The 19,442-nt window shown below is 64.0% G+C and carries 14 protein-coding genes and 1 pseudogene; 12 read left to right on the top strand and 3 right to left on the bottom strand.

Annotated features, from left to right (window positions below):
* Nucleotides 1-25 precede the first annotated feature (25 nt).
* Nucleotides 26-802 carry a pyruvate, water dikinase regulatory protein gene (locus tag HZY77_RS07940; protein WP_296820440.1) on the bottom strand — a complete coding sequence of 259 codons (777 nt, stop codon included), beginning with the start codon at nucleotides 800-802 and terminating at the stop codon, nucleotides 26-28.
* A gap of 11 nt (nucleotides 803-813) precedes the next feature.
* Here HZY77_RS07940 and ppsA point away from each other — a divergent pair, with 11 nt between their 5' ends.
* The 8 genes and pseudogenes from ppsA (at nucleotide 814) to galU (ending at nucleotide 11,516) form a co-directional block, all read left to right on the top strand.
* Nucleotides 814-3,153, top strand: a complete 2,340-nt coding sequence (ppsA, locus tag HZY77_RS07935) for a phosphoenolpyruvate synthase (protein WP_296820438.1) — start codon at nucleotides 814-816, stop codon at nucleotides 3,151-3,153.
* 69 nt (nucleotides 3,154-3,222) lie between these two features.
* Nucleotides 3,223-4,864 (top strand): annotated as a pseudogene (locus HZY77_RS07930) (CTP synthase).
* Nucleotides 4,861-5,703, top strand: a complete 843-nt coding sequence (gene kdsA / locus HZY77_RS07925; RefSeq protein ID WP_296820436.1) for a 3-deoxy-8-phosphooctulonate synthase — start codon at nucleotides 4,861-4,863, stop codon at nucleotides 5,701-5,703. The pseudogene HZY77_RS07930 and the gene kdsA overlap by 4 nt, the downstream one beginning before the upstream one ends.
* 36 nt (nucleotides 5,704-5,739) lie before the next feature.
* Nucleotides 5,740-7,023: a phosphopyruvate hydratase gene (gene eno / locus HZY77_RS07920; protein WP_296820435.1), complete on the top strand. Its 1,284-nt coding sequence runs from the start codon at nucleotides 5,740-5,742 to the stop codon at nucleotides 7,021-7,023.
* On the top strand, nucleotides 7,001-7,360 hold the full coding sequence (gene ftsB, locus HZY77_RS07915) for a cell division protein FtsB (RefSeq protein ID WP_296633282.1): 360 nt from the start codon (nucleotides 7,001-7,003) through the stop codon (nucleotides 7,358-7,360). Before eno ends, ftsB begins: the two co-directional genes overlap by 23 nt.
* Nucleotides 7,353-8,546 carry a cell division protein ZipA C-terminal FtsZ-binding domain-containing protein gene (locus tag HZY77_RS07910; RefSeq protein WP_296820433.1) on the top strand — a complete coding sequence of 398 codons (1,194 nt, stop codon included), beginning with the start codon at nucleotides 7,353-7,355 and terminating at the stop codon, nucleotides 8,544-8,546. The genes ftsB and HZY77_RS07910 overlap by 8 nt, the downstream gene beginning before the upstream one ends.
* The gene (gene ligA / locus HZY77_RS07905) at nucleotides 8,546-10,621 is read left to right on the top strand and encodes an NAD-dependent DNA ligase LigA (RefSeq protein WP_296820431.1); all 2,076 of its coding nucleotides are present in this window, start codon (nucleotides 8,546-8,548) and stop codon (nucleotides 10,619-10,621) included. Before HZY77_RS07910 ends, ligA begins: the two co-directional genes overlap by 1 nt.
* A gap of 25 nt (nucleotides 10,622-10,646) precedes the next feature.
* Nucleotides 10,647-11,516 (top strand): UTP--glucose-1-phosphate uridylyltransferase GalU, encoded by an 870-nt coding sequence (gene galU / locus HZY77_RS07900; RefSeq protein WP_296820428.1) that lies wholly within the window; start codon nucleotides 10,647-10,649, stop codon nucleotides 11,514-11,516.
* Between the two features lie 27 nt (nucleotides 11,517-11,543).
* Here galU and HZY77_RS07895 read toward each other — a convergent pair whose 3' ends face one another.
* Entirely contained in the window at nucleotides 11,544-12,011 is a 468-nt protein-coding gene (locus tag HZY77_RS07895; protein WP_296820426.1) for a nuclear transport factor 2 family protein, read from the bottom strand.
* 85 nt (nucleotides 12,012-12,096) lie between these two features.
* Between HZY77_RS07895 and HZY77_RS07890 the strand changes: the two genes are divergently transcribed.
* Nucleotides 12,097-12,663 (top strand): TetR/AcrR family transcriptional regulator, encoded by a 567-nt coding sequence (locus tag HZY77_RS07890; RefSeq protein WP_296820424.1) that lies wholly within the window; start codon nucleotides 12,097-12,099, stop codon nucleotides 12,661-12,663.
* On the opposite strand, the gene HZY77_RS07885 is transcribed toward HZY77_RS07890, so the two are convergent.
* The gene (locus tag HZY77_RS07885; RefSeq protein WP_296820422.1) at nucleotides 12,641-14,074 is read right to left on the bottom strand and encodes an NAD(P)H-hydrate dehydratase; all 1,434 of its coding nucleotides are present in this window, start codon (nucleotides 14,072-14,074) and stop codon (nucleotides 12,641-12,643) included. The two genes, HZY77_RS07890 and HZY77_RS07885, sit on opposite strands and share 23 nt — an antisense overlap.
* 199 nt (nucleotides 14,075-14,273) lie before the next feature.
* On the opposite strand from HZY77_RS07885, the gene HZY77_RS07880 reads away from it, so the two are divergent.
* From HZY77_RS07880 to purL, 3 genes are all read left to right on the top strand, one after another.
* Nucleotides 14,274-15,071: a PhnD/SsuA/transferrin family substrate-binding protein gene (locus HZY77_RS07880; RefSeq protein ID WP_296820420.1), complete on the top strand. Its 798-nt coding sequence runs from the start codon at nucleotides 14,274-14,276 to the stop codon at nucleotides 15,069-15,071.
* Between the two features lie 82 nt (nucleotides 15,072-15,153).
* Nucleotides 15,154-15,396 carry a DUF3330 domain-containing protein gene (locus HZY77_RS07875; protein WP_296633295.1) on the top strand — a complete coding sequence of 81 codons (243 nt, stop codon included), beginning with the start codon at nucleotides 15,154-15,156 and terminating at the stop codon, nucleotides 15,394-15,396.
* A gap of 28 nt (nucleotides 15,397-15,424) precedes the next feature.
* Nucleotides 15,425-19,381, top strand: coding sequence for a phosphoribosylformylglycinamidine synthase (purL, locus tag HZY77_RS07870; RefSeq protein WP_296820417.1), 3,957 nt, complete (start codon nucleotides 15,425-15,427; stop codon nucleotides 19,379-19,381).
* Nucleotides 19,382-19,442: the final 61 nt, after the last annotated feature.

Genomic DNA, 19,442 nt, shown 5'->3' with positions numbered 1-19,442 from the left:
GCCCTCGGCCAGGGCAGCGAGATGCTCAGGATAGCCGCAAGCGCGCGGCGATCTCCTCCACCGACATGCGGGTGGTATCGACAATGGGAAGCATGCGGCGTTTGAAGAGCGCCTCGGCGGCGGCAAGCTCCGTGCGGCATTGCGCCAGGCTGGCGTAGCGGCTGTCCGGGTAACGCGCCTGGCGGATGGCGGCAAGGCGCTCGGGCGACAGGGTGAGGCCGCGCAGCCTGGGTAGATGGGCTTTCAGGCAGGCAGGCAGGTCGTCCTGTTCGAGGTCGTCCGGCGTAAGCGGATAGTTGGCCGCGCGCAGGCCATATTGCAAGGCCAGATAAAGCGCGGTGGGNGTTTTGCCGACACGCGAGACGCCGACCAGGATCAGGTCGGCCTGGTCGAGGCGTTCGGGATTGAGGCCGTCGTCCAGATTGAGTGCAAAGTTGACGGCATCCATACGCGCTTCATAGTCGGATGCCATGCCATGGGTGTGGCCGCCGCTGGGGGTGGCGGTCTGGCCGAGCGCCGATTCGACAGCGGGCGCGATCAGGTCGAACACGTCGAACAGGCTGAGCCCGGCCTGACGAAACGGCAAGCGGAGCGTAGGATCGGTCAGGGTGGAGAAGGTCAGCGCACGAGGGGCCATGGCGATGCGTGCAGCCGTGGCCTGGGCTTTCTCCGCGCTGTCGACGAAGGGTAGCGTAATCAGGCTAAACTCGAGATGAGGAAACTGCGCCAATACGCTTTTGGCGACGGACTCGACCGTCACCCCGGTGTGGTCGGACACGCAGAATATGCTGTAACCGTTCATGGAGTTCACCTATGTCTACAGACTATATTGTGCCGCTGGATGCCCTGTCGATGGCGGATGTGCCGCTGGTGGGCGGCAAGAATGCGTCGCTCGGCGAAATGATCCGCCATCTGTCCGGCGCGNGGGTCAAGGTACCGNGGGGCTTCGCCACCACTTCCCAGGCGTTCTGGGACTTTCTCGACCATAACGGCCTGCGCGCACGCATCGACGCGCGGCTGGCGCCGCTCGACGTCGCGGACGTGACGGCCTTGGCGCAGGCAGGGGCGGAGATCCGCGCATGGATAGAAGCGGCCAGCCTGCCGCCTGCGCTGGAAACCGGGTTGCGCACAGCGTACGCGGGGCTCGGCGACACGGTATCGGTGGCGGTGCGCTCGTCGGCCACGGCCGAGGACCTGCCCGACGCCTCGTTCGCCGGCCAGCAGGAAACTTATCTGCACGTGCGCGGCGCGGACGACGTGCTCACGTACGTGAAGAAGGTGTTTGCCTCGCTCTACAACGACCGTGCGATCGCCTATCGCGTGCACCACGGCTTCGCCCATGCCGGCGTGGCGCTGTCCGCCGGCATCCAGCGCATGGTGCGCTCCGACATCGCCTGCTCCGGCGTGCTGTTCACACTGGACACCGAATCCGGCTTCCGCGACGTGGTGTTCATCACCGCAGCCTATGGTCTGGGCGAGACGGTGGTGCAGGGATCGGTGAATCCGGACGAGTACTACGTGCACAAGCCGATGCTGGCGCAGGGCTTCNCCGCGGTGGTGCGGCGTGAACTCGGTGAAAAAGCCACCCGCATGGTGTGGCGCGACGGCACGACCGTGATCGAGGACACGCCACCCGAACTGCGGCGACAGTTCGCCCTGAACGACGCCGAGGTGCTGGAACTGGCCCGCCAGGCGATGCAGATCGAGCGGCACTACGAACGGCCGATGGACGTGGAATGGGCGAAGGACGGCGAGACCGGCGAACTGTTCATCGTGCAGGCGCGCCCGGAAACCGTGAAGGCGCGCACTGCCGGCAGCACCGAGCGCTATGTGTTGAAAGGCACCGGCGAGGTGCGCATCAGCGGTCGCGCCATCGGCCAGAAGATCGGTGCCGGCATTGTCCGGGTGATTGCCAGTCCGGCTGAAATGAACCATGTGCAGCCGGGCGACATCCTGGTCACCGACATGACCGACCCCGACTGGGAGCCGGTGATGAAGCGTGCCGCAGCCATCGTCACCAACCGTGGCGGGCGTACCTGCCATGCCGCCATCGTCGCGCGTGAACTGGGCATCCCCGCTGTGGTCGGTGCCGGCAACGCGACCACGGTGCTGAAGGACGGCGAACTGGTGACCGTGTCGTGCGCCGAAGGCGACACCGGCAAAGTCTACGCGGGCAGACTGGCGTTCGAGGTGGAGACGCTGGCCAGCGAAACGCTGCCCGAACCGCCGGTCAAGCTGATGATGAACGTCGGTAATCCCGAGCGTGCGTTCGAGTTTGCGCAAATCCCCAATCACGGCGTCGGGCTCGCGCGGCTGGAATTCATCATCGCCCGCATGATCGGTGTGCATCCGCTGGCGCTGCTCGACTATGCCGGCCAGACGCCGGCGTTGCGCGACGAGATCGACCAGCGTACCGCGGGCTATGTCGACCCGGTGTCGTTCTATGTCGACAAACTCGCCGAAGGCATCGCCACCCTGGCGGCCGCCTTCTGGCCGCAGCCGGTGATCGTGCGGTTGTCCGACTTCAAGTCCAACGAATACGCCAATCTGGTGGGTGGCGAGCGCTACGAGCCGAAGGAGGAAAACCCCATGCTGGGGTTGCGCGGCGCGGCGCGCTACGTGTCGACGATGTTCCGTCCGGCGTTCGAGCTGGAATGCCGGGCGCTGAAGAAGGTGCGCGAGACGCTGNGGTTTTCCAATGTCGAGGTGATGATCCCCTTCGTGCGCACGGTGGAGGAGTGCGCGGCGGTGGCCGGGCTGCTGGCCGATAACGGCCTCAAGCGCGGCGATCATGGCCTGCGGCTGATCATGATGTGCGAGATCNCTNCCAACGTGCTGCTAGCCGAGGACTTCCTGCACTATGTCGACGGTTTCTCCATCGGCAGCAACGATCTTACCCAGCTCACCCTCGGTATCGACCGCGACTCCGGCCTGGTGGCTGGCGGTTTCGACGAGCGCAATCCGGCGGTGAAGAAATTGCTGGCCGAAGCCATCGCGGTCTGTAGGCGGCAGGGCAAATACGTCGGCATCTGCGGCCAGGGGCCGAGCGACCATCCCGATCTGGCCGACTGGCTGGTCGACCAGGGAATCGGCTCGATTTCGCTCAACCCGGACACGGTGGTGGCGACCTGGCGTCGGCTGGCAAGTCATTGATTTCGCCGCGTCATTGAGCCGTCACCGGCGATGGAGTAGAATCCGCCATCACCCGCCCCCGCTCATAACATGACGAAGTATGTGTTTGTCACTGGTGGGGTGGTTTCTTCCCTAGGGAAAGGGATCGCCTCCGCTTCACTCGCTGCGCTGCTCGAATCGCGCGGCATCCGTGTCACCCTCTTAAAGCTCGATCCGTACATCAACGTCGATCCCGGCACCATGAGTCCGTTTCAGCACGGCGAGGTGTTCGTGACCGACGACGGCGCGGAGACCGACCTTGACCTGGGGCATTACGAACGCTTTTCCAGCGCGCGTATGAGCAAGCGCAACAATTTCACCACCGGCCAGATCTACAAGTCCGTGATCGACAAGGAGCGTCGTGGCGATTATCTCGGCGGCACGGTGCAGGTCATCCCGCACATCACCGACGAGATCAAGCTGTCGATCCGCGAAGGCGCCAAGGGCGCGGACGTGGCGATGGTGGAAATCGGCGGCACGGTGGGCGACATCGAATCACTGCCCTTCCTGGAAGCGATCCGCCAGATGGGCTTCGAGGACGGTCCGGAAAACACCTGCTTCATCCACCTGACCCTGCTGCCCTATATCCCCACTGCGGGCGAACTGAAGACCAAGCCAACCCAGCACAGTGTCAAGGAACTGCGCGAGATCGGTATCCAGCCCGACATTCTGCTGTGCCGCGCCGATCGTGAAATTCCGGTCGACGAACGCCGGAAAATTGCGCTCTTCACCAATGTGCGGCCCGAAGCGGTCATCCAGGTGCTGGATGCCGACTCGATCTACAAGATTCCGGCGATGCTGCACGATCAGATGCTCGACGAGATCGTCTGCCACAAGCTCAACATCCTCGCGCGTGCGGCGGATCTTTCCGTATGGAAGAACCTGGTTCACGCGCTGGAGCATCCCCAGCACACCGTCAACATCGCCTTCGTCGGCAAGTACGTCGACCTCACCGAGTCATACAAGTCGCTGTCGGAAGCGATGATCCATGCCGGCATGCACACCAAGAGCCGGGTGAAGATCCATTACATCGATTCCGAGCAGATCGAGAAAAGCGGTATCGACAGTCTCAAGGACATGGACGCGATCCTGGTGCCCGGCGGTTTCGGCAAGCGCGGTGTCGAAGGCAAGATCGCCGCCATTCGTTATGCACGTGAAAACAAGGTGCCGTATCTGGGCATTTGTCTCGGCATGCAGCTCGCGGTGGTCGAATTCGCGCGCGACGTCGCCGGCATGGCGGACGCGCAGTCGACCGAGTTCGAACCGGCCACCACGCATCCGGTGATCGGCCTCATCACCGAATGGCTCGACCGCGGCGGCCAGGTCGAGAAGCGCAGCGAGCAATCCGATCTGGGCGGCACCATGCGCCTGGGCGGCCAGCCGTGCGAGCTCAAGGACGGCACGCTGGCACGCGAAATCTACGGCGCCGCCAGCATCGTCGAGCGCCATCGCCATCGCTACGAAGTCAACAATACCCTGCTGGCCGATCTCGAAGCCAAGGGCCTCGTCGTCGCCGGGCGCGCGCCAGGCACCGACCTGTGCGAAATGGTCGAGTTGCCCACCTCGGTGCATCCCTGGTTCGTCGGCTGCCAGTTCCACCCCGAGTTCACCAGCAACCCGCGTAACGGCCATCCTTTGTTCATTGCGTTCGTGCAAGCTNGCGCTGGCGCGTCAACAGGAGCACGCCAAATGAAACTATGTCATTTCGAGGCCGGGCTTGATCAGCCGCTGTTCCTGATTTCCGGCCCCTGCGTGATCGAATCCGAACAGCTGGCGATGGACACCGCCGGCACGCTCAAGGAAATGTGCGCGTCGCTCGGCATCCCCTTCATCTACAAATCCTCGTTCGACAAGGCCAACCGCTCGTCGACCCAGTCCTTTCGCGGACTCGGCCTGGAAGAGGGGCTGCGCATCCTGTCCGAAGTGAAGGCGAAGATCGGCGTGCCGGTGCTGACCGACGTGCACGAGGACACGCCGCTGAACGAAGTGGCGGCAGTGGTCGACGTGTTGCAGACGCCGGCCTTCCTGTGCCGCCAGACCAACTTCATCCAGAACGTCGCGCGCGCCGGACGTCCGGTCAACATCAAGAAGGGCCAGTTCCTGGCGCCGTGGGATATGCAGAACGTGGTCGACAAGGCACGTGAAGTCGGAAACGAGCAGATCATGGTGTGCGAACGCGGCGTGAGCTTCGGCTATAACACGCTGGTGTCCGACATGCGCGGTCTGGCGATCATGCGCGCCACGCAGTGCCCGGTGGTATTCGACGCCACCCACTCGGTGCAGCAGCCGGGCGGGCAGGGCACCTCGAGCGGCGGCCAGCGCGAGTTCGTACCGGTGCTGGCGCGTGCCGCGGTGGCCAGCGGCGTGGCGGGCGTGTTCGCGGAGACGCACCCGAATCCGGACGTCGCCTTGTCCGACGGCCCCAACGCGTGGCCGCTCGGCATGATGAAGGAATTGCTGGAAACGCTGAAGGAAATCGACGCGCTGGTGAAACAGCGCGGGTTTATTGAACACAAGTTGATGAAAAACTGATCCGCGAAGCGGACACATGAAACCAAGGAAAAGAAATTGAGCGCCATTATTGATGTCATCGCCCGGGAAATCCTCGATTCCCGCGGCAATCCCACTGTCGAAGTCGACGTGCTGCTGGAGTCCGGCGTGCTGGGCCGTGCCGCCGTGCCGTCCGGCGCGTCCACCGGCTCGCGCGAGGCGATCGAGCTGCGTGACGGCGACAAGTCGCGCTACCTGGGCAAGGGCGTGCTGAAGGCTGTCGAGCACGTCAACACCGAAATCTGCGAAGCCATCATCGGGCTGGATGTCGAGGACCAGGCCTTCATCGACCAGACCATGATCGATCTCGATGGCACCGAGAACAAGTCACGCCTCGGTGCCAACGCGCTGCTGGCGGTGTCGATGGCCTGCGCCCGCGCCGCCGCCGAACAGGCCGGGCTGCCGCTCTACCGTTACCTCGGCGGCGCCGCGCCGATGGCGCTGCCGGTGCCGATGATGAACATCATCAACGGCGGCGCGCACGCCAACAACAACATCGACATGCAGGAATTCATGATCATCCCGGTCGGTGCGCCGAGCTTTCGCGAAGCCCTGCGCTACGGTGCCGAGGTCTTCCATGCGCTGAAGAAGCTGCTGGACGATGCGGGCATGGCGACGACGGTGGGCGACGAAGGCGGCTTCGCCCCCAACCTGGAATCGCACGAGGCGGCGCTGAAGCTGATCGTGCAGGCGATCGAGAAAGCCGGCCTGCAACCAGGCATCGACGTCGCCATCGGCGTCGACTGCGCCGCATCCGAGTTCCACAAGGACGGTCGCTACCACCTCGAATCCGAAGGCCTGAAACTGAGCTCTGCCGAACTCACCGATTACCTGGCGGCCTGGTGCGACAAATATCCCGTCATCAGCATCGAGGACGGCATGGCCGAAGGCGACTGGGACGGCTGGAAACTGCTGACCGACAAGCTCGGCGCGCGCGTGCAGCTGGTGGGCGACGATCTCTTCGTGACCAATACCAAGATCCTGAAGGAAGGCATCGAANAAGGCATCGCCAACTCGATCCTGATCAAGGTCAACCAGATTGGCACCCTGTCGGAAACCTTCCAGGCGATCGAGATGGCCAAGCAGGCGGGCTACACGTCCGTGATTTCTCACCGCTCGGGCGAAACCGAAGACACCACGATTGCCGATCTGGCGGTCGCGACCAACGCGCGCCAGATCAAGACCGGCTCGCTGTCGCGTTCCGACCGCATGGCGAAGTACAACCAGCTGCTGCGCATCGAGGAAGAACTCGGCGACACGGCGAGCTACCCTGGACGCGATGCGTTCCGCCAGCGCGGCTGACCCCAACGCGACCCGGTTCATCGCGCGCATCCGCAGCCAGGGACTGACCTGGGTGCTGGCCATCGCGGTTGTCCTGTTGCAATATCCACTCTGGCTGGGTGAGGGCGGTTGGCTAAGGGTGCGGGAGGGCGCGCAGAAAATCGACATCCAGCTGGCATTGAATCAGCGCCTGGAAGTCCGCAACGCAAGCCTGCTGGCTGAGATCAACGATCTCAAGCAGGGGCGCGATGCGATCGAGGAACGCGCGCGCAATGATCTGGGCATGGTGGCGCCGGATGAATGGTTCGTCCGGATCGTGCCTGCCCAATCCGTTCAGTCGGGAAAAACGAATGAGTGATTTGCAAATCGGCTTGTTGATCGTCGGTGGAGCCGTCGTGGCGGCAGTCCTGATATTCAACTGGATCCAGGAACGCCGCTTCCGCAAGCAGGCGGATGCGGCCTTTCAAATGCCGGTGGCCGATGCGTTGATGCAGGATGATGCCAGGCCGCGCGCCATGCATGAACGGGTCGAGCCGGCGCTGCGGGAGCCGGTTCTTGGAGACGACGACGAGAACGAGACCGGCGAACCTCATGTGCGCTTCGATGCGGACGCGTCGCTGGCTGGTGACGATGCGGGCGTGCCGGTAGATGCTGTTCCTACCTCGAATCCTGCTGCTGCAACGCCCAGTGAACGGCGCCCCGCCAGTCCGCCATCGGTTGCGGCGCCGGCACCCTACGACGAACTGATCGAATACCGTGCCCGCATCGGCTGCGATGGCGTCATGGCCAATGTGTTCGCCGATGCTTTCAATCAGACCCGGACGCTGGGCAAAGCGATACGCTGGCTCGGCCTGCCGGTGGGGGCGGCGGCATGGGAAGACGTCCAGCCGTGGCGTGACGCGCGGTATCAGCAGGTGACGGTTACCATGCAATTGGCCGATCGTAACGGAGCGGTGCAGGAAGAGCAGCTTGCCGCCCTGTGCGACGTGCTGCAGGCGATGGCGCAGGCGCATGGTCTGCGCCTCGCCTGCGACGATATGGTCGATGCACTCGAACGCGCCCAGGCCATCGATCGTTTCTGCGTCGACGTCGATGTCCTTATCGGCCTCAATGTGGTCGCGCGCGGCGAGGGGGCGGTGAATCTGACCCGTATCGTGCGCGAAGCGGAAAGCTGCGGCATGGTGCTGGGTGGCGATGGCGTATTCCAACTGCTCGACAGCCGCGGCGAGCCGCTTTATGCCTTGTGCAACCACGATGCCGAGCCGTTCGCGGTCGAGGCGATGGAGGGCCAGAGCTCGCAGGGCGTCACCCTGCAGTTCGACGTGCCGCGCGTGCCGGATGGCCTGAAGGTATTCGACGGCATGGTGGCGTTTGGCCGCAAGCTCGCCAACGAAACCGGCGGCATCCTGGTGGACGACAATCTGCGTCCGCTGACCGATACCGGCATCGAGAAAATTCGCAACCAGCTCATGCACATTTACGAGCGCATGGAAGCGCGTGGCGTGCCATCCGGGTCCCGGCGGTCGCTGCGTCTGTTTTCCTGATGGCGTCGACCGATGTGCTGGCGCGCGCGACAGCGCTGCGCCGGGAGATCGAGCGTCATAATTATGCCTACTACGTCCTTGATCAGCCGACCGTTCCCGATGCGGAATATGACCGGCTGTTCCGTGAGTTGCAGGCGCTCGAAGATGAGCATCCCGAACTCGTCACACCCGATTCGCCCACCCGGCGTGTCGGTGGCAAGCCGCTCGATGCCTTTCCCAAGGTACGCCATGCAGTACCGATGCTCTCGATCCGTACCGAGACCGATACCGAAGCGAGCGGCGCGCAGGCATTCGACGCGCGGGTGCGCAAGGAACTGGGACTGGGCGAGCACGATCCGCCGGTCGAATATGCAGCCGAACTGAAATTTGACGGGCTGGCGATCAACCTGCGCTATGAGCATGGCGTGCTGGTGCAGGCCGCCACCCGTGGCGATGGCGAAACGGGTGAGGACGTCACGCAGAACATCCGTACCGTGCATGCCGTCCCGTTGCGCCTGCGAATGGAATCGCCTCCAGCCGTATTGGAAGTGCGCGGCGAGGCGTTCATGCGGCGCGACGACTTTGAGCGTTACAACGCGAAGCAGCGCGAGGCCGGCAAGGACACCTTGGTCAACCCGCGCAACGGCGCAGCCGGCAGCATCCGCCAGCTCGATCCCAAGCTGGCCGCACAGCGTCCGCTGTCGTTCTTTGCCTATGGGCTGGGCGAGGTGCAGGGTTGGACGCTACCGCCCACCCACAGCGCGACTCTCGATGCCCTGCTGAATATGGGGATTCCAGTCTGCGCCGAACGTGTCACCGGACGAGGGGCGGCGGCATTGGTCGCCTTTCACGACGACATCGCGGCACGCCGCGATCAGTTGCCGTTCGATATCGACGGCGTGGTCTACAAGGTCAACCGCTTCGATTTGCAGCGCACACTCGGTTTCGTCACGCGCGAGCCGCGCTGGGCGGTGGCGCACAAATACCCGGCCCAGGAGCAGCTCACCACCGTGCTCGGCATCGACGTCCAGGTTGGCCGAACGGGTGCGCTGACGCCAGTGGCCCGCCTTGCGCCGGTATTCGTGGGCGGGGTGACGGTGACCAACGCCACCCTGCATAACCAGGACGAGATCGATCGTAAGGACGTGCGCGTGNGGGATACGGTCATTGTGCGGCGCGCCGGCGACGTCATTCCCGAAGTTGTGGCGGTGGTGGTCGAGCGGCGGCCCCAGCCGGAACCGCCGCGTTTCAACATCCTGCGCAGTTATCCCGTCTGCCCGGTGTGCGGTTCGCACGTGGTGCGGATCGAGGGCGAGGCGGCGGCGCGTTGCACAGGCGGGCTTTATTGCCCGGCGCAGCGCAAGCAGGCTCTGCTGCATTTCGCCGGCCGCCGTGCGATGGATATCGAGGGTCTGGGCGACAAGCTGGTCGATCAACTGGTCGAACGCGGTCTGGTGCACAGCCCGGCCGACGTGTATGGCCTGAGCCTCGACACGCTTGCCGGCCTGGAGCGCATGGCGGAGAAATCGGCAACCAATCTGGTCGCGGCGATCGAGACCAGCAAGGCCACTACGCTGGCGCGGTTCATTTTCGCGCTGGGTATCCGTAACGTCGGGGAGGCGACCGCCAAGGATCTCGCACAGTATTTCGGTTCATTGAACAAGCTGATTGCCGCAAGCGAAACCNGACCTGCTGGCCGTGCGCGACGCCGGGCCCATCGTGGCACAGTCCATCGTCCAGTTTTTGCCGAGCCGCACAATCTCGAGGTGGTCAGCAGGTTGCGCGATGCAGGTGTGCGCTGGCCCGAAACATCCGGCATGCAACAATCGGCTGGTATCCTTGCAGGCAAGACGCTGGTGCTGACAGGGTCGTTGCCGACGCTGACGCGCGATGCAGCGAAGGAGAAAATCGAGGCCGCAGGCGGCAAGGTGGCCGGCTCGGTGTCGAAGAAGACCGACTATGTGGTGGCAGGCGAGGAAGCCGGCAGCAAGCTGGCGAAGGCACAGGAGCTTGGCGTGACCATTCTCGACGAGGCCGGGCTGCTGAGCTTGCTGGCATCCGACAATAACAACACGCAGCAGCCACTGGATTTTTGAACCAAGGGACTTTCAAGGAAGAGACATGCAACAAGTCAAANAAGCCGTATTTCCAGTCGCCGGCCTCGGCACGCGTTTTCTGCCAGCTACCAAGGCCAGCCCCAAGGAAATGCTGCCCATCGTCGACAAGCCGTTGATCCAGTATGCGGTCGAGGAAGCGATGGATGCCGGCATCACCGACATCATCTTCATCAGCAGCCGCACCAAGCGCACGGTCGAAGACCACTTCGACAAGGCCTATGAACTGGAAACCGAACTGGCCGCGCGCGGCAAGAATCGCGATCTGGAACTGGTGCAGTCGATCCGCCCGGCCGGCGTCAATTTCATCTACATCCGCCAGGCCGAAGCGTTGGGGCTCGGCCATGCCGTACTGTGCGCGCAGCCGGTGATCGGCAATGAACCTTTCGCCGTCATTCTCGCAGACGACCTGATCGACGGTAGGCCGGCAGTGATGAAGCAGATGGTCGATCAGTACGGTTATTACCAGTGCTCGGTGCTCGGCGTACAGCAGGTCGCGCCCGAAGAAACCGCGTCCTACGGGATTGTCGATGCCAGCCCCATGGCCGAACGCGTGTCGCGGGTGAATGCCATCGTCGAGAAACCCAAGCCACAAGACGCGCCATCCAACCTCGGCGTGGTCGGCCGTTACATCCTCACGCCGCGCATCTTCCACCACATCCAGCATCTCACGCCGGGTGCCGGCGGCGAACTGCAGCTCACCGATGCCATCGCCGCCTTGCTGAAGGAACAGCAGGTGCTGGCCTATGCCTTCGACGGTGTCCGCTATGACTGCGGCAGCAAGCTGGGCTATCTGCAGGCCACGGTGGAATATGCGTTGAAGCACAGCGAAGTCGGCGAGGACTTCGACGCCTACCTCAAGTCGCGCATTTGCTGATATCCGGATTCAGTCGCCCGGATCGCACTACAGTCCCAAATCACTCAAGCCGGGATGGTCGTCGGGGCGGCGGCCGAGTGGCCAGAAAAACTGGCGGTCCGATTCCTTGATGGGCAGGTCGTTGATGCTGGCGAAGCGGCGCATCATGTAGCCGTGCTCGTTGAATTCCCAGTTCTCGTTGCCATACGAGCGGTACCATTGTCCGGAATCGTCATGCCATTCGTAGGCGAAGCGTACGGCGATGCGGTTGCCGGTACAGGCCCACAATTCTTTGATCAGACGGTAATCCAGTTCGCGTGCCCATTTGCGTTCGAGAAACCGGCGGACCGCCTCGCGTCCGACCGGAAACTCGGCACGATTCCGCCAGCGGGTGTCTTCGGTGTAGACCAGCGCAACGCGTTCGGGGTCGCGTGAATTCCAGGCATCTTCGGCCATACGTACCTTCCTTGCAGCGGTTTCCTCGGTAAAGGGNGGCAGTGGCGGTTTGCTTTCCATGTCGGCTCCTTGGCGTGATGTAGACAGATCTGTCTACGTTCGGTGCAGTCTAGGTCATGTAGACGGATCTGTCTACAATGAACGCATGAACATTCAGGCCGATCGGAACGACGCGCTGCCCAGTGCGCGCGAGCGCATCTTGTACACCGCGCACGAGCTTTTCTACCGGGATGGCGTGCGCGCCACCGGCATTGATCGCGTCATTGCCGAATCCGGCGTGACCAAGGTCACGTTCTACCGGCACTTTCCAAGCAAGAACGATCTGATTCGCGCCTATTTGGCGTATCGGCATACGCGCTGGATGGCCTGGTTCAACTATGCGTTGGCACGCCACGGCGGCGGCGCCGGCGCGATCGTGCCAGCTGTCGAGGAATGGTTTCGCGACGCGCGTTACCGCGGCTGCGCCTTCATCAACAGCGTCGGGGAACTGGGCGGCACGCTGCCGGACGTCATCGAGATTGCGTACAGCCACAAACAGGACATGGCCGCAGCGATTGCCGCCGTGCTGCCCAAGTCAAGGCAGCGCGCGCAGATCGCACAGGCCGTGGCGCTGGCGATCGATGGTGCGATCGTGCGGGCGCAATTCGATCCCTCGCCTGAGGCAGCACTGGCCGCGCTGCGCAGGATCATCAACGCGCTGTTGAAGGCGTAGCGGTGTCCATATCGCAGCCGTGCAGCCATATGGCGGCTTCGAGCGCGTCGCCTGCCGCCAAGCCTTGACCCAGCAGCGCCGCCACCATGCCGGTGAGCCGATCGCCCGAACCGGCCTGGGCGAGCCAGGGACCGCCCGTGGTGTTGATGGCATAGCGGCCGTCGGGGTGGGCGATCACGGTGCCTGCCCCTTTCAGTGCAATTTCTGCGTGATAGGTTCGGCTCAGCGTGCGGGCCGCCTCGATACGATTCGCCTGTATTTCCATCCCGCTCACGCCGAGCAGGCGAGCGGCTTCTCCGGGATGTGGGGTGAGCAGCGTGGGATGGGTGCGACGGGCCGCTTGTTTGGCCAGTTCGGGATCGTCGGCCAACAGGTTCAGGGCATCGGCATCCAGTACCAGTGGACAGGGGGCCGGAAGTGCGGCTTCCAACAGGATATGCGCGCGCGCNCCNCGGCCCAGTCCGGGGCCGATCGCCAGGACATTCAATTGCACGGCCGCCGCCAGATGCTCCGGACTGGCAAACATCAGTCGCGGCTCGCCGTAATCGACCGCAATGCGGTCATCCAGCACACCCAGGGTCACGCTGCCGGCACCTTGGAGCAGCGCCGCGCGGCCGGCGATCAGACAGGCGCCCACCATGCCGCTGCTACCGCCGACGATGCCGACATGACCGAACTGGCCCTTGTGACTGTTTCTGGCGCGCGCGGGCAGATGGTGGCGTTCATCCAGTTGTGCCAGGGCGATCCCGGGCGTTCCTGGCATCGTGGCCGGATCGACGCCCAGCATGTCGAGATGCAGTGTGCCCGCATAGTCCGGTCCCTCGGCGGTAAGAAGACCGGGTTTGAGTCCGAGAAATGTCAGGGTGTGGTCTGCCCGCAGGGCGCAACCGCGGATCCGGCCGCTGTCGCTATCGAGCCCGCTCGGCACATCCAGTGCCAGCTTGGGGCAGGCCAGCGCATTGGCCTGCGCAATCCAGCGCGCGTCCTCGCCGGCTACGTCGCGCGTCAGGCCGATGCCGAAGAGGCCGTCGATCAGGACGCTGTAACGTTGCGACGACGGGAAGTGAGGCAGCACGGTCCCACCCTGTTGCAGCCAGGCATCCCGGGCACGCGCGGCATCCTGAGGCAGTCGGGTCGGGTCGGCACGGCTCGCGACGACGACGCGAAATCCTTGTGCCGCGAGGTGACGTGCTGCGACCAGGGCATCTCCNCCGTTGTTGCCGGGCCCTGCCAGGATCAGGACGGGCTCGCCCGAATCGTCGGCCACTGTGCCAGCCCATTCGGCTGCCGTCGCCCCCGCTTTCTCCATCAGCGGGTCGGGGTGTGCGGTTGCCCATATTCGCTCGCCGGCATGAATATCGGTCGCCATATAGAGAGCGGGAGTGACAGATGAATGCGGCGTGGTCGGCATGGGGCAAGGCTCAATGGAGGGCGCTGCGGACATCATAATCCGGGCGGGGCGTATGGCGGTTGTCTTGGCGGAACGGGCCCGCACCAGCCGGGCCTGGGCGGGTGAATAGTCATAATTGACCCCACTCCGAACATTCATTTTCCCGGACGTTGGCCGCTAATGTGCAGCCGGCCATCGGGCCTGAACAAGGGAGACAAACATGCATCGACGTGGTTTTCTGACAGGCCTGACATTGCTGCCCGCATGGCCGCTCATGGCCTATGCCGGTGATGGGACGCTGAGTATCGGGATCTACNCCGGGACCGGCAAGGCCGATGTGTTCATGGACGACTTTCGCACGGCGGCGATGCCATTTGCCCGGGCGCTTGGCGCTTCGCTGGGGTTGAAGCCCAACCTGACGCTGTTCCGCACGATCAAATCGACGCTTCGCTCGCTGGATCGAGGCCGGCTGGATTTGTATTTCGTGCCGCCGTCCGTTGCCGTGTCCGTCCTCGACCAGGATTATTCGCCCGTGGCTCGGGTGAAAGACCAGGCCACCGGCCTGCTGGTGCGCCGGAAAGGCGCCACGATCGAGACGGCGGCGCTGACCGAAAAGGAGTCCTGGCTTGACGTGATGGGCCGCTACACCATCAAGCGCCACAATGCGGGCACCNCCAAGATCCTGAATTTCAAAACGCAGGAAGATGTCTCCATCGCCCTGGAGCGGAATTACGCCCAGGCCGGCAGCCTGCGGAGCAAGGCTGCGAATGCGCTGCTGGAAAAAGGGGATTTCGAGGTGTGGTACGCCTTGCCGAACACGCCGGATTTCACGCTGCTGGCGAGTAATCGGCTGACTGCAGCCGAACAGGACAAGCTGGGTGTCGCGGCCGTTGAGCTCAGGCAAGAGGCGGTCAAGTCCTTGCAAAAAACGATCCACAGCAAAGTGACGGGGTTCGTGATCGACAAGGAGGCGGATTACAAAACCATCAAAACGGCAATCAAGGAGGCGGGATACTGATCGGTGAAGAAGGGGACAGCTTTGCAAGCCGTTCCCGGGGGCCTATATTCCGGGTATCCGCAGTTCACATAACGGAGTGCGTATGACGGTCCATCACCGCACACCATCAGGTGCGCCAGTCGCACAGTGTTCCGATGAAGATGCCTGCACGGTCATCAATTGTGAGGTCTGTTTGAAGGAAATCCCGCCAGATGCGGCCAAAGTGGCGGACGCGCAGGATTATGTCCATCATTTCTGCGGCCTCGAGTGTCTCGAAATCTGGCGGAAGCAGGCGGCCATTCGCCAACCGACCCATCCGGCGAAGCGTTCCGATCGGCTAAAATAGCGTCTTTGCCCTGTTTGCAAAGCCGCACATGTCTTCCACCGTATCGCTCCCCGGCAGTGACGCGCTGTCTTCCTTTCGGCTCGACAAAATTCGTCAGGAGGCAGCCCGTCTCGGGGTGGCACTGGGCGAGCTAAGCGCACGCTACTGGCATTTCCTTGAACTGGAAGCCGACCTGGATGCGGCGGCCAGGCAGCAACTGGCCAAAACGCTGGATTACGGTACCCCGACCGACCGACCTTCGGCTGATGACGTGCAGGTTCTGGTTACGCCGCGCCCGGGCACGATTTCGCCCTGGTCGTCGAAGGCCACGGATATTCTCAGGAACAGTGGCCTCGTCCAGCTGCGCCGCATCGAGCGCGGCGTCGCCTATCGCCTGCGCGATCCGCAGGGCGCCGTGCTGACGGCCCAGGCGCTGGCGACATTGCTGCCGCTGCTGCACGACCGCATGACGGAAGCCGTGATGAGCTCGCTGGACGCTGCGCACGCGCTGTTCCAGCATGTGCCGCCGCGCGAACTGACCACGGTCGACGTGATGGCGGGCGGGCGGGTGGCCCTGGAAGCAGCCAACCGCGCGCTGGGACTCGCCCTGTCGGACGACGAGGTCGAGTATCTGGTCGACAACTTCAGCCGCATCGGGCGCAACCCGACCGACGCCGAACTGATGATGTTCGCACAGGCCAATTCCGAGCATTGCCGACACAAGATCTTCAACGCCGCGTGGGTGATCGACGGCGAGGCGCAGGCGAAATCGCTGTTCGGCATGATCCGCGACACCCACGCCGCCCATCCGCAAGGTACGGTGGTAGCGTATTCGGATAACTCATCTGTCATCGAAGGCGCGACCATCGAGCGCTTCTACCCGCGTGCCGACGGCAGCTACGCCTACAGCAACGAACTGACCCACGTGCTGATGAAGGTCGAGACGCACAACCACCCGACCGCGATCTCGCCTTTCCCTGGTGCCGCCACCGGCAGCGGCGGGGAAATCCGCGACGAGGGCGCGACCGGCATCGGCTCCAAGCCCAAGGCTGGGCTGTGCGGATTCTCTGTGTCCAACCTCAACATTCCCGGCCATGTGCAGCCGTGGGAAACGGGTGCCTACGGCAAGCCCGAGCGCATCGTCACCCCGCTCGCGATCATGCTCGAAGGCCCGATCGGCGCGGCGGCATTCAACAACGAATTCGGCCGCCCCAACCTGGCGGGGTACTTCCGCACCTTCGAGGAAACCGTGTCCGGGCAGCGCCGCGGTTACCACAAGCCCATCATGCTGGCGGGCGGCGTCGGCAGCATCCGCGCCGATCATGTGGACAAGAAACTGCTGCCGACCGGCACGCTGCTGATCCAGCTGGGCGGCCCCGGCATGCTGATCGGCCTGGGCGGCGGGGCGGCCTCGTCGATGGACACCGGCGCCAACGCCGCCGACCTCGACTTCGACTCGGTGCAGCGCGGCAACCCCGAGATGGAGCGGCGCGCGCAGGAAGTCATCGACCGTTGCTGGCAGCTCGGCGAGGCCAATCCGATCCTGTCGATCCACGATGTCGGCGCCGGCGGCCTGTCGAACGCGCTGCCCGAACTGGTGCACGGCGGCGGCAGGGGCGGCCGCTTCGAACTGCGTGCCGCGCCGTCGGAGGAGTCCGGCATGTCGCCGCGCGAGATCTGGTGCAACGAGGCGCAGGAGCGCTACGTGCTGGCGATCCCGCCAGGTCGCCTCGAAGAATTCCGCGCCATCTGCGAGCGCGAACGTTGCCCGTTCGCGGTGCTGGGCGAGGCCACGGAAGAAAACCATTTACTGGTGTCCGACAGTCACTTCAAGAATGCCCCGGTCGACGTGAGCCTGGACGTGATCCTCGGTAAGCCGCCCAAGATGACACGCGACGTGGTGCACCAGGCTGAGTTGCCGGCGTCCCTCGTGCTCGACGGCATCGACCTGAAGGACGCAGTCTATCGCGTGCTCGCGATGCCTGGGGTGGCGTCGAAGATGTTCCTCATTTCCATCGGTGACCGTAGCGTCGGCGGTCTTACCGCGCGTGATCAGTGCGTGGGGCCGTGGCAGGTCCCGGTCGCCGATTGTGCGATTACGCTGGCAGGGTATCGAACCACGCAGGGTGAGGCGTTTTCCATCGGTGAGAAGGCCNCCCTGGCGCTGATCGACGCGCCGGCGTCGGGGCGTATGGCGATCGTCGAGGCGATCACCAACCTGGCTGCCGCGCGAGTCGAGGGCTTGGACAGCGTGAAGCTGTCAGCCAACTGGATGGCGCCAGCCGGCCACCCCGGCGAGGATGCGGCTTTGTTCGACACGGTTGCCGCGGTCTCGAATTATTGTCAGGCGCTGGGTGTGAGCATCCCGGTTGGCAAGGATTCGATGAGCATGAAGACCGTGTGGCAGGCCGACGGCGAGAAGAAGACGGTCACCTCGCCGATCTCGCTGGTGATTTCGGCGTTCGCCACCACGCCCGATGCGACGCAACACCTGACGCCGCAGCTGCGTACCGACGCCGGCGATACCGATCTCGTGTTGATCGACCTGGGACTGGGCAAGCACCGTCTCGGCGGGTCGAGTTTTGCCCAAGCCTACAAGCAGGTCGGCGACCGTTGCCCGGATGCGCCGGTGGCCGCGACACTTGGTGCGTTCTTCGACACCGTGCAGACGCTTAACACCGGCGGTAAGTTGCTCGCCTATCACGACCGTTCGGATGGCGGCCTGTTCGCCGTCCTGTGCGAGATGGCGTTTGCCGGCCACTGCGGGGTGGAGGTGGATGTCGACGAACTGTGCTCGGAGAAGATCCGTCTCGATGCCGAGGACGAGGGCCTGCCGGAGCCGGACATGCAGGATCCGCGCGGCTATTCCGAACGAATTTTCAGCGTGCTGTTCAGCGAAGAAGCCGGCGCCGTGTTGCAGGTTCGCCGCAGCGACACTCAGGCGGTGATGCAGGCCTTCTTCGATGCAGGACTGCGCGGCGAGTTCTACATCGTTGGCCAGCCCAACGGGACGGACCGCGTGCGCATCCTGCGCAAGGAGCGGGTGATCCTGGACGAGGCACGCGCCGACCTGCAGCAGGCATGGGCGCGCACCAGCCATGAAATGGCAAAACTGCGCGACAACCCGGCGTGTGCCGATCAGGAATTTGCACGCAATGCCGATGCCGTCGACCCGGGCCTGCGTTATGCGTTGACTTTCGATGTGGACGACGACATCGCCGCCCCCTTCATCGCCCGTGGCATACGTCCTCGCGTGGCGGTGCTGCGCGAGCAGGGCGTCAACGGCCAGGTGGAGATGGCCGCCGCGTTCGACGCCGCCGGCTTCGCACCTGTCGACGTGCATATGAGCGATATCCTGTCCGGCCGCGTGAGCCTCGCCGATTTCACGGGGCTGGCGGCTTGCGGCGGCTTCAGCTACGGCGATGTGCTGGGCGCGGGCGGCGGCTGGGCCAAATCCATCCTGTTCAACCCGCGTGCCCGGGATGAATTCTCGGCGTTCTTTGGGCGAGCCGACAGTTTCGCACTGGGCGTGTGCAACGGTTGCCAGATGATGAGCCAGCTGCATGACCTGATTCCCGGCGCCGCCGCCTGGCCGCGTTTCGAACGCAACCTGTCGGAACAGTTCGAGGCGCGCTTCGCGCAGGTCGAGGTACTGGCCTCGCCGTCGATCTTCTTCGCCGACATGGCCGGTTCGACGATGCCGATCGTGGTGTCGCATGGTGAAGGGCGAGTTGTTTTCCGCGAGGCGGCGCATGCGGCGCAGGCCGTGGCGACGCTGCGCTATGTCGATCACCAGGGTGCGCCGACCGAATGCTATCCGCTCAATCCGAACGGATCGGTCGGCGGCTTGACCGGCTTCACCACGCGTGATGGCCGCTTCAGCATCCTGATGCCGCATCCGGAGCGCGTAGTCCGCGCCGCCCAATTGTCGTGGCGGCCCGACGGCATGGCCGGTGCAGGCCCGTGGTTGCGCATGTTCCGCAACGCGCGGCGCGCGGTTGGGTGATCGGCGCCGACTATGAGAAAATAGCGGGCTTTGTCGCTTCCGATCCCGCTGTGTCGGGCAT

Origin of the sequence: Thiobacillus sp., assembly GCF_013693775.1 — a bacterium.
Classification (GTDB): Bacteria; Pseudomonadota; Gammaproteobacteria; order Burkholderiales; family Thiobacillaceae; genus Thiobacillus.
This window is presented reverse-complemented; position numbering and strand designations above follow the sequence as displayed.

What these genes read in the sequence shown, in the direction of transcription:
- HZY77_RS07890 (WP_296820424.1), top strand. Translation starts at nt 12,097, where the DNA reads ATGAACATTCAGGCCGATCGGAACGACGCGCTGCCCAGTGCGCGCGAG.
- HZY77_RS07910 (WP_296820433.1), top strand. Translation starts at nt 7,353, where the DNA reads ATGAGTGATTTGCAAATCGGCTTGTTGATCGTCGGTGGAGCCGTCGTG.
- HZY77_RS07875 (WP_296633295.1), top strand. Translation starts at nt 15,154, where the DNA reads ATGACGGTCCATCACCGCACACCATCAGGTGCGCCAGTCGCACAGTGT.
- kdsA (WP_296820436.1), top strand. Translation starts at nt 4,861, where the DNA reads ATGAAACTATGTCATTTCGAGGCCGGGCTTGATCAGCCGCTGTTCCTG.
- ftsB (WP_296633282.1), top strand. Translation starts at nt 7,001, where the DNA reads ATGCGTTCCGCCAGCGCGGCTGACCCCAACGCGACCCGGTTCATCGCG.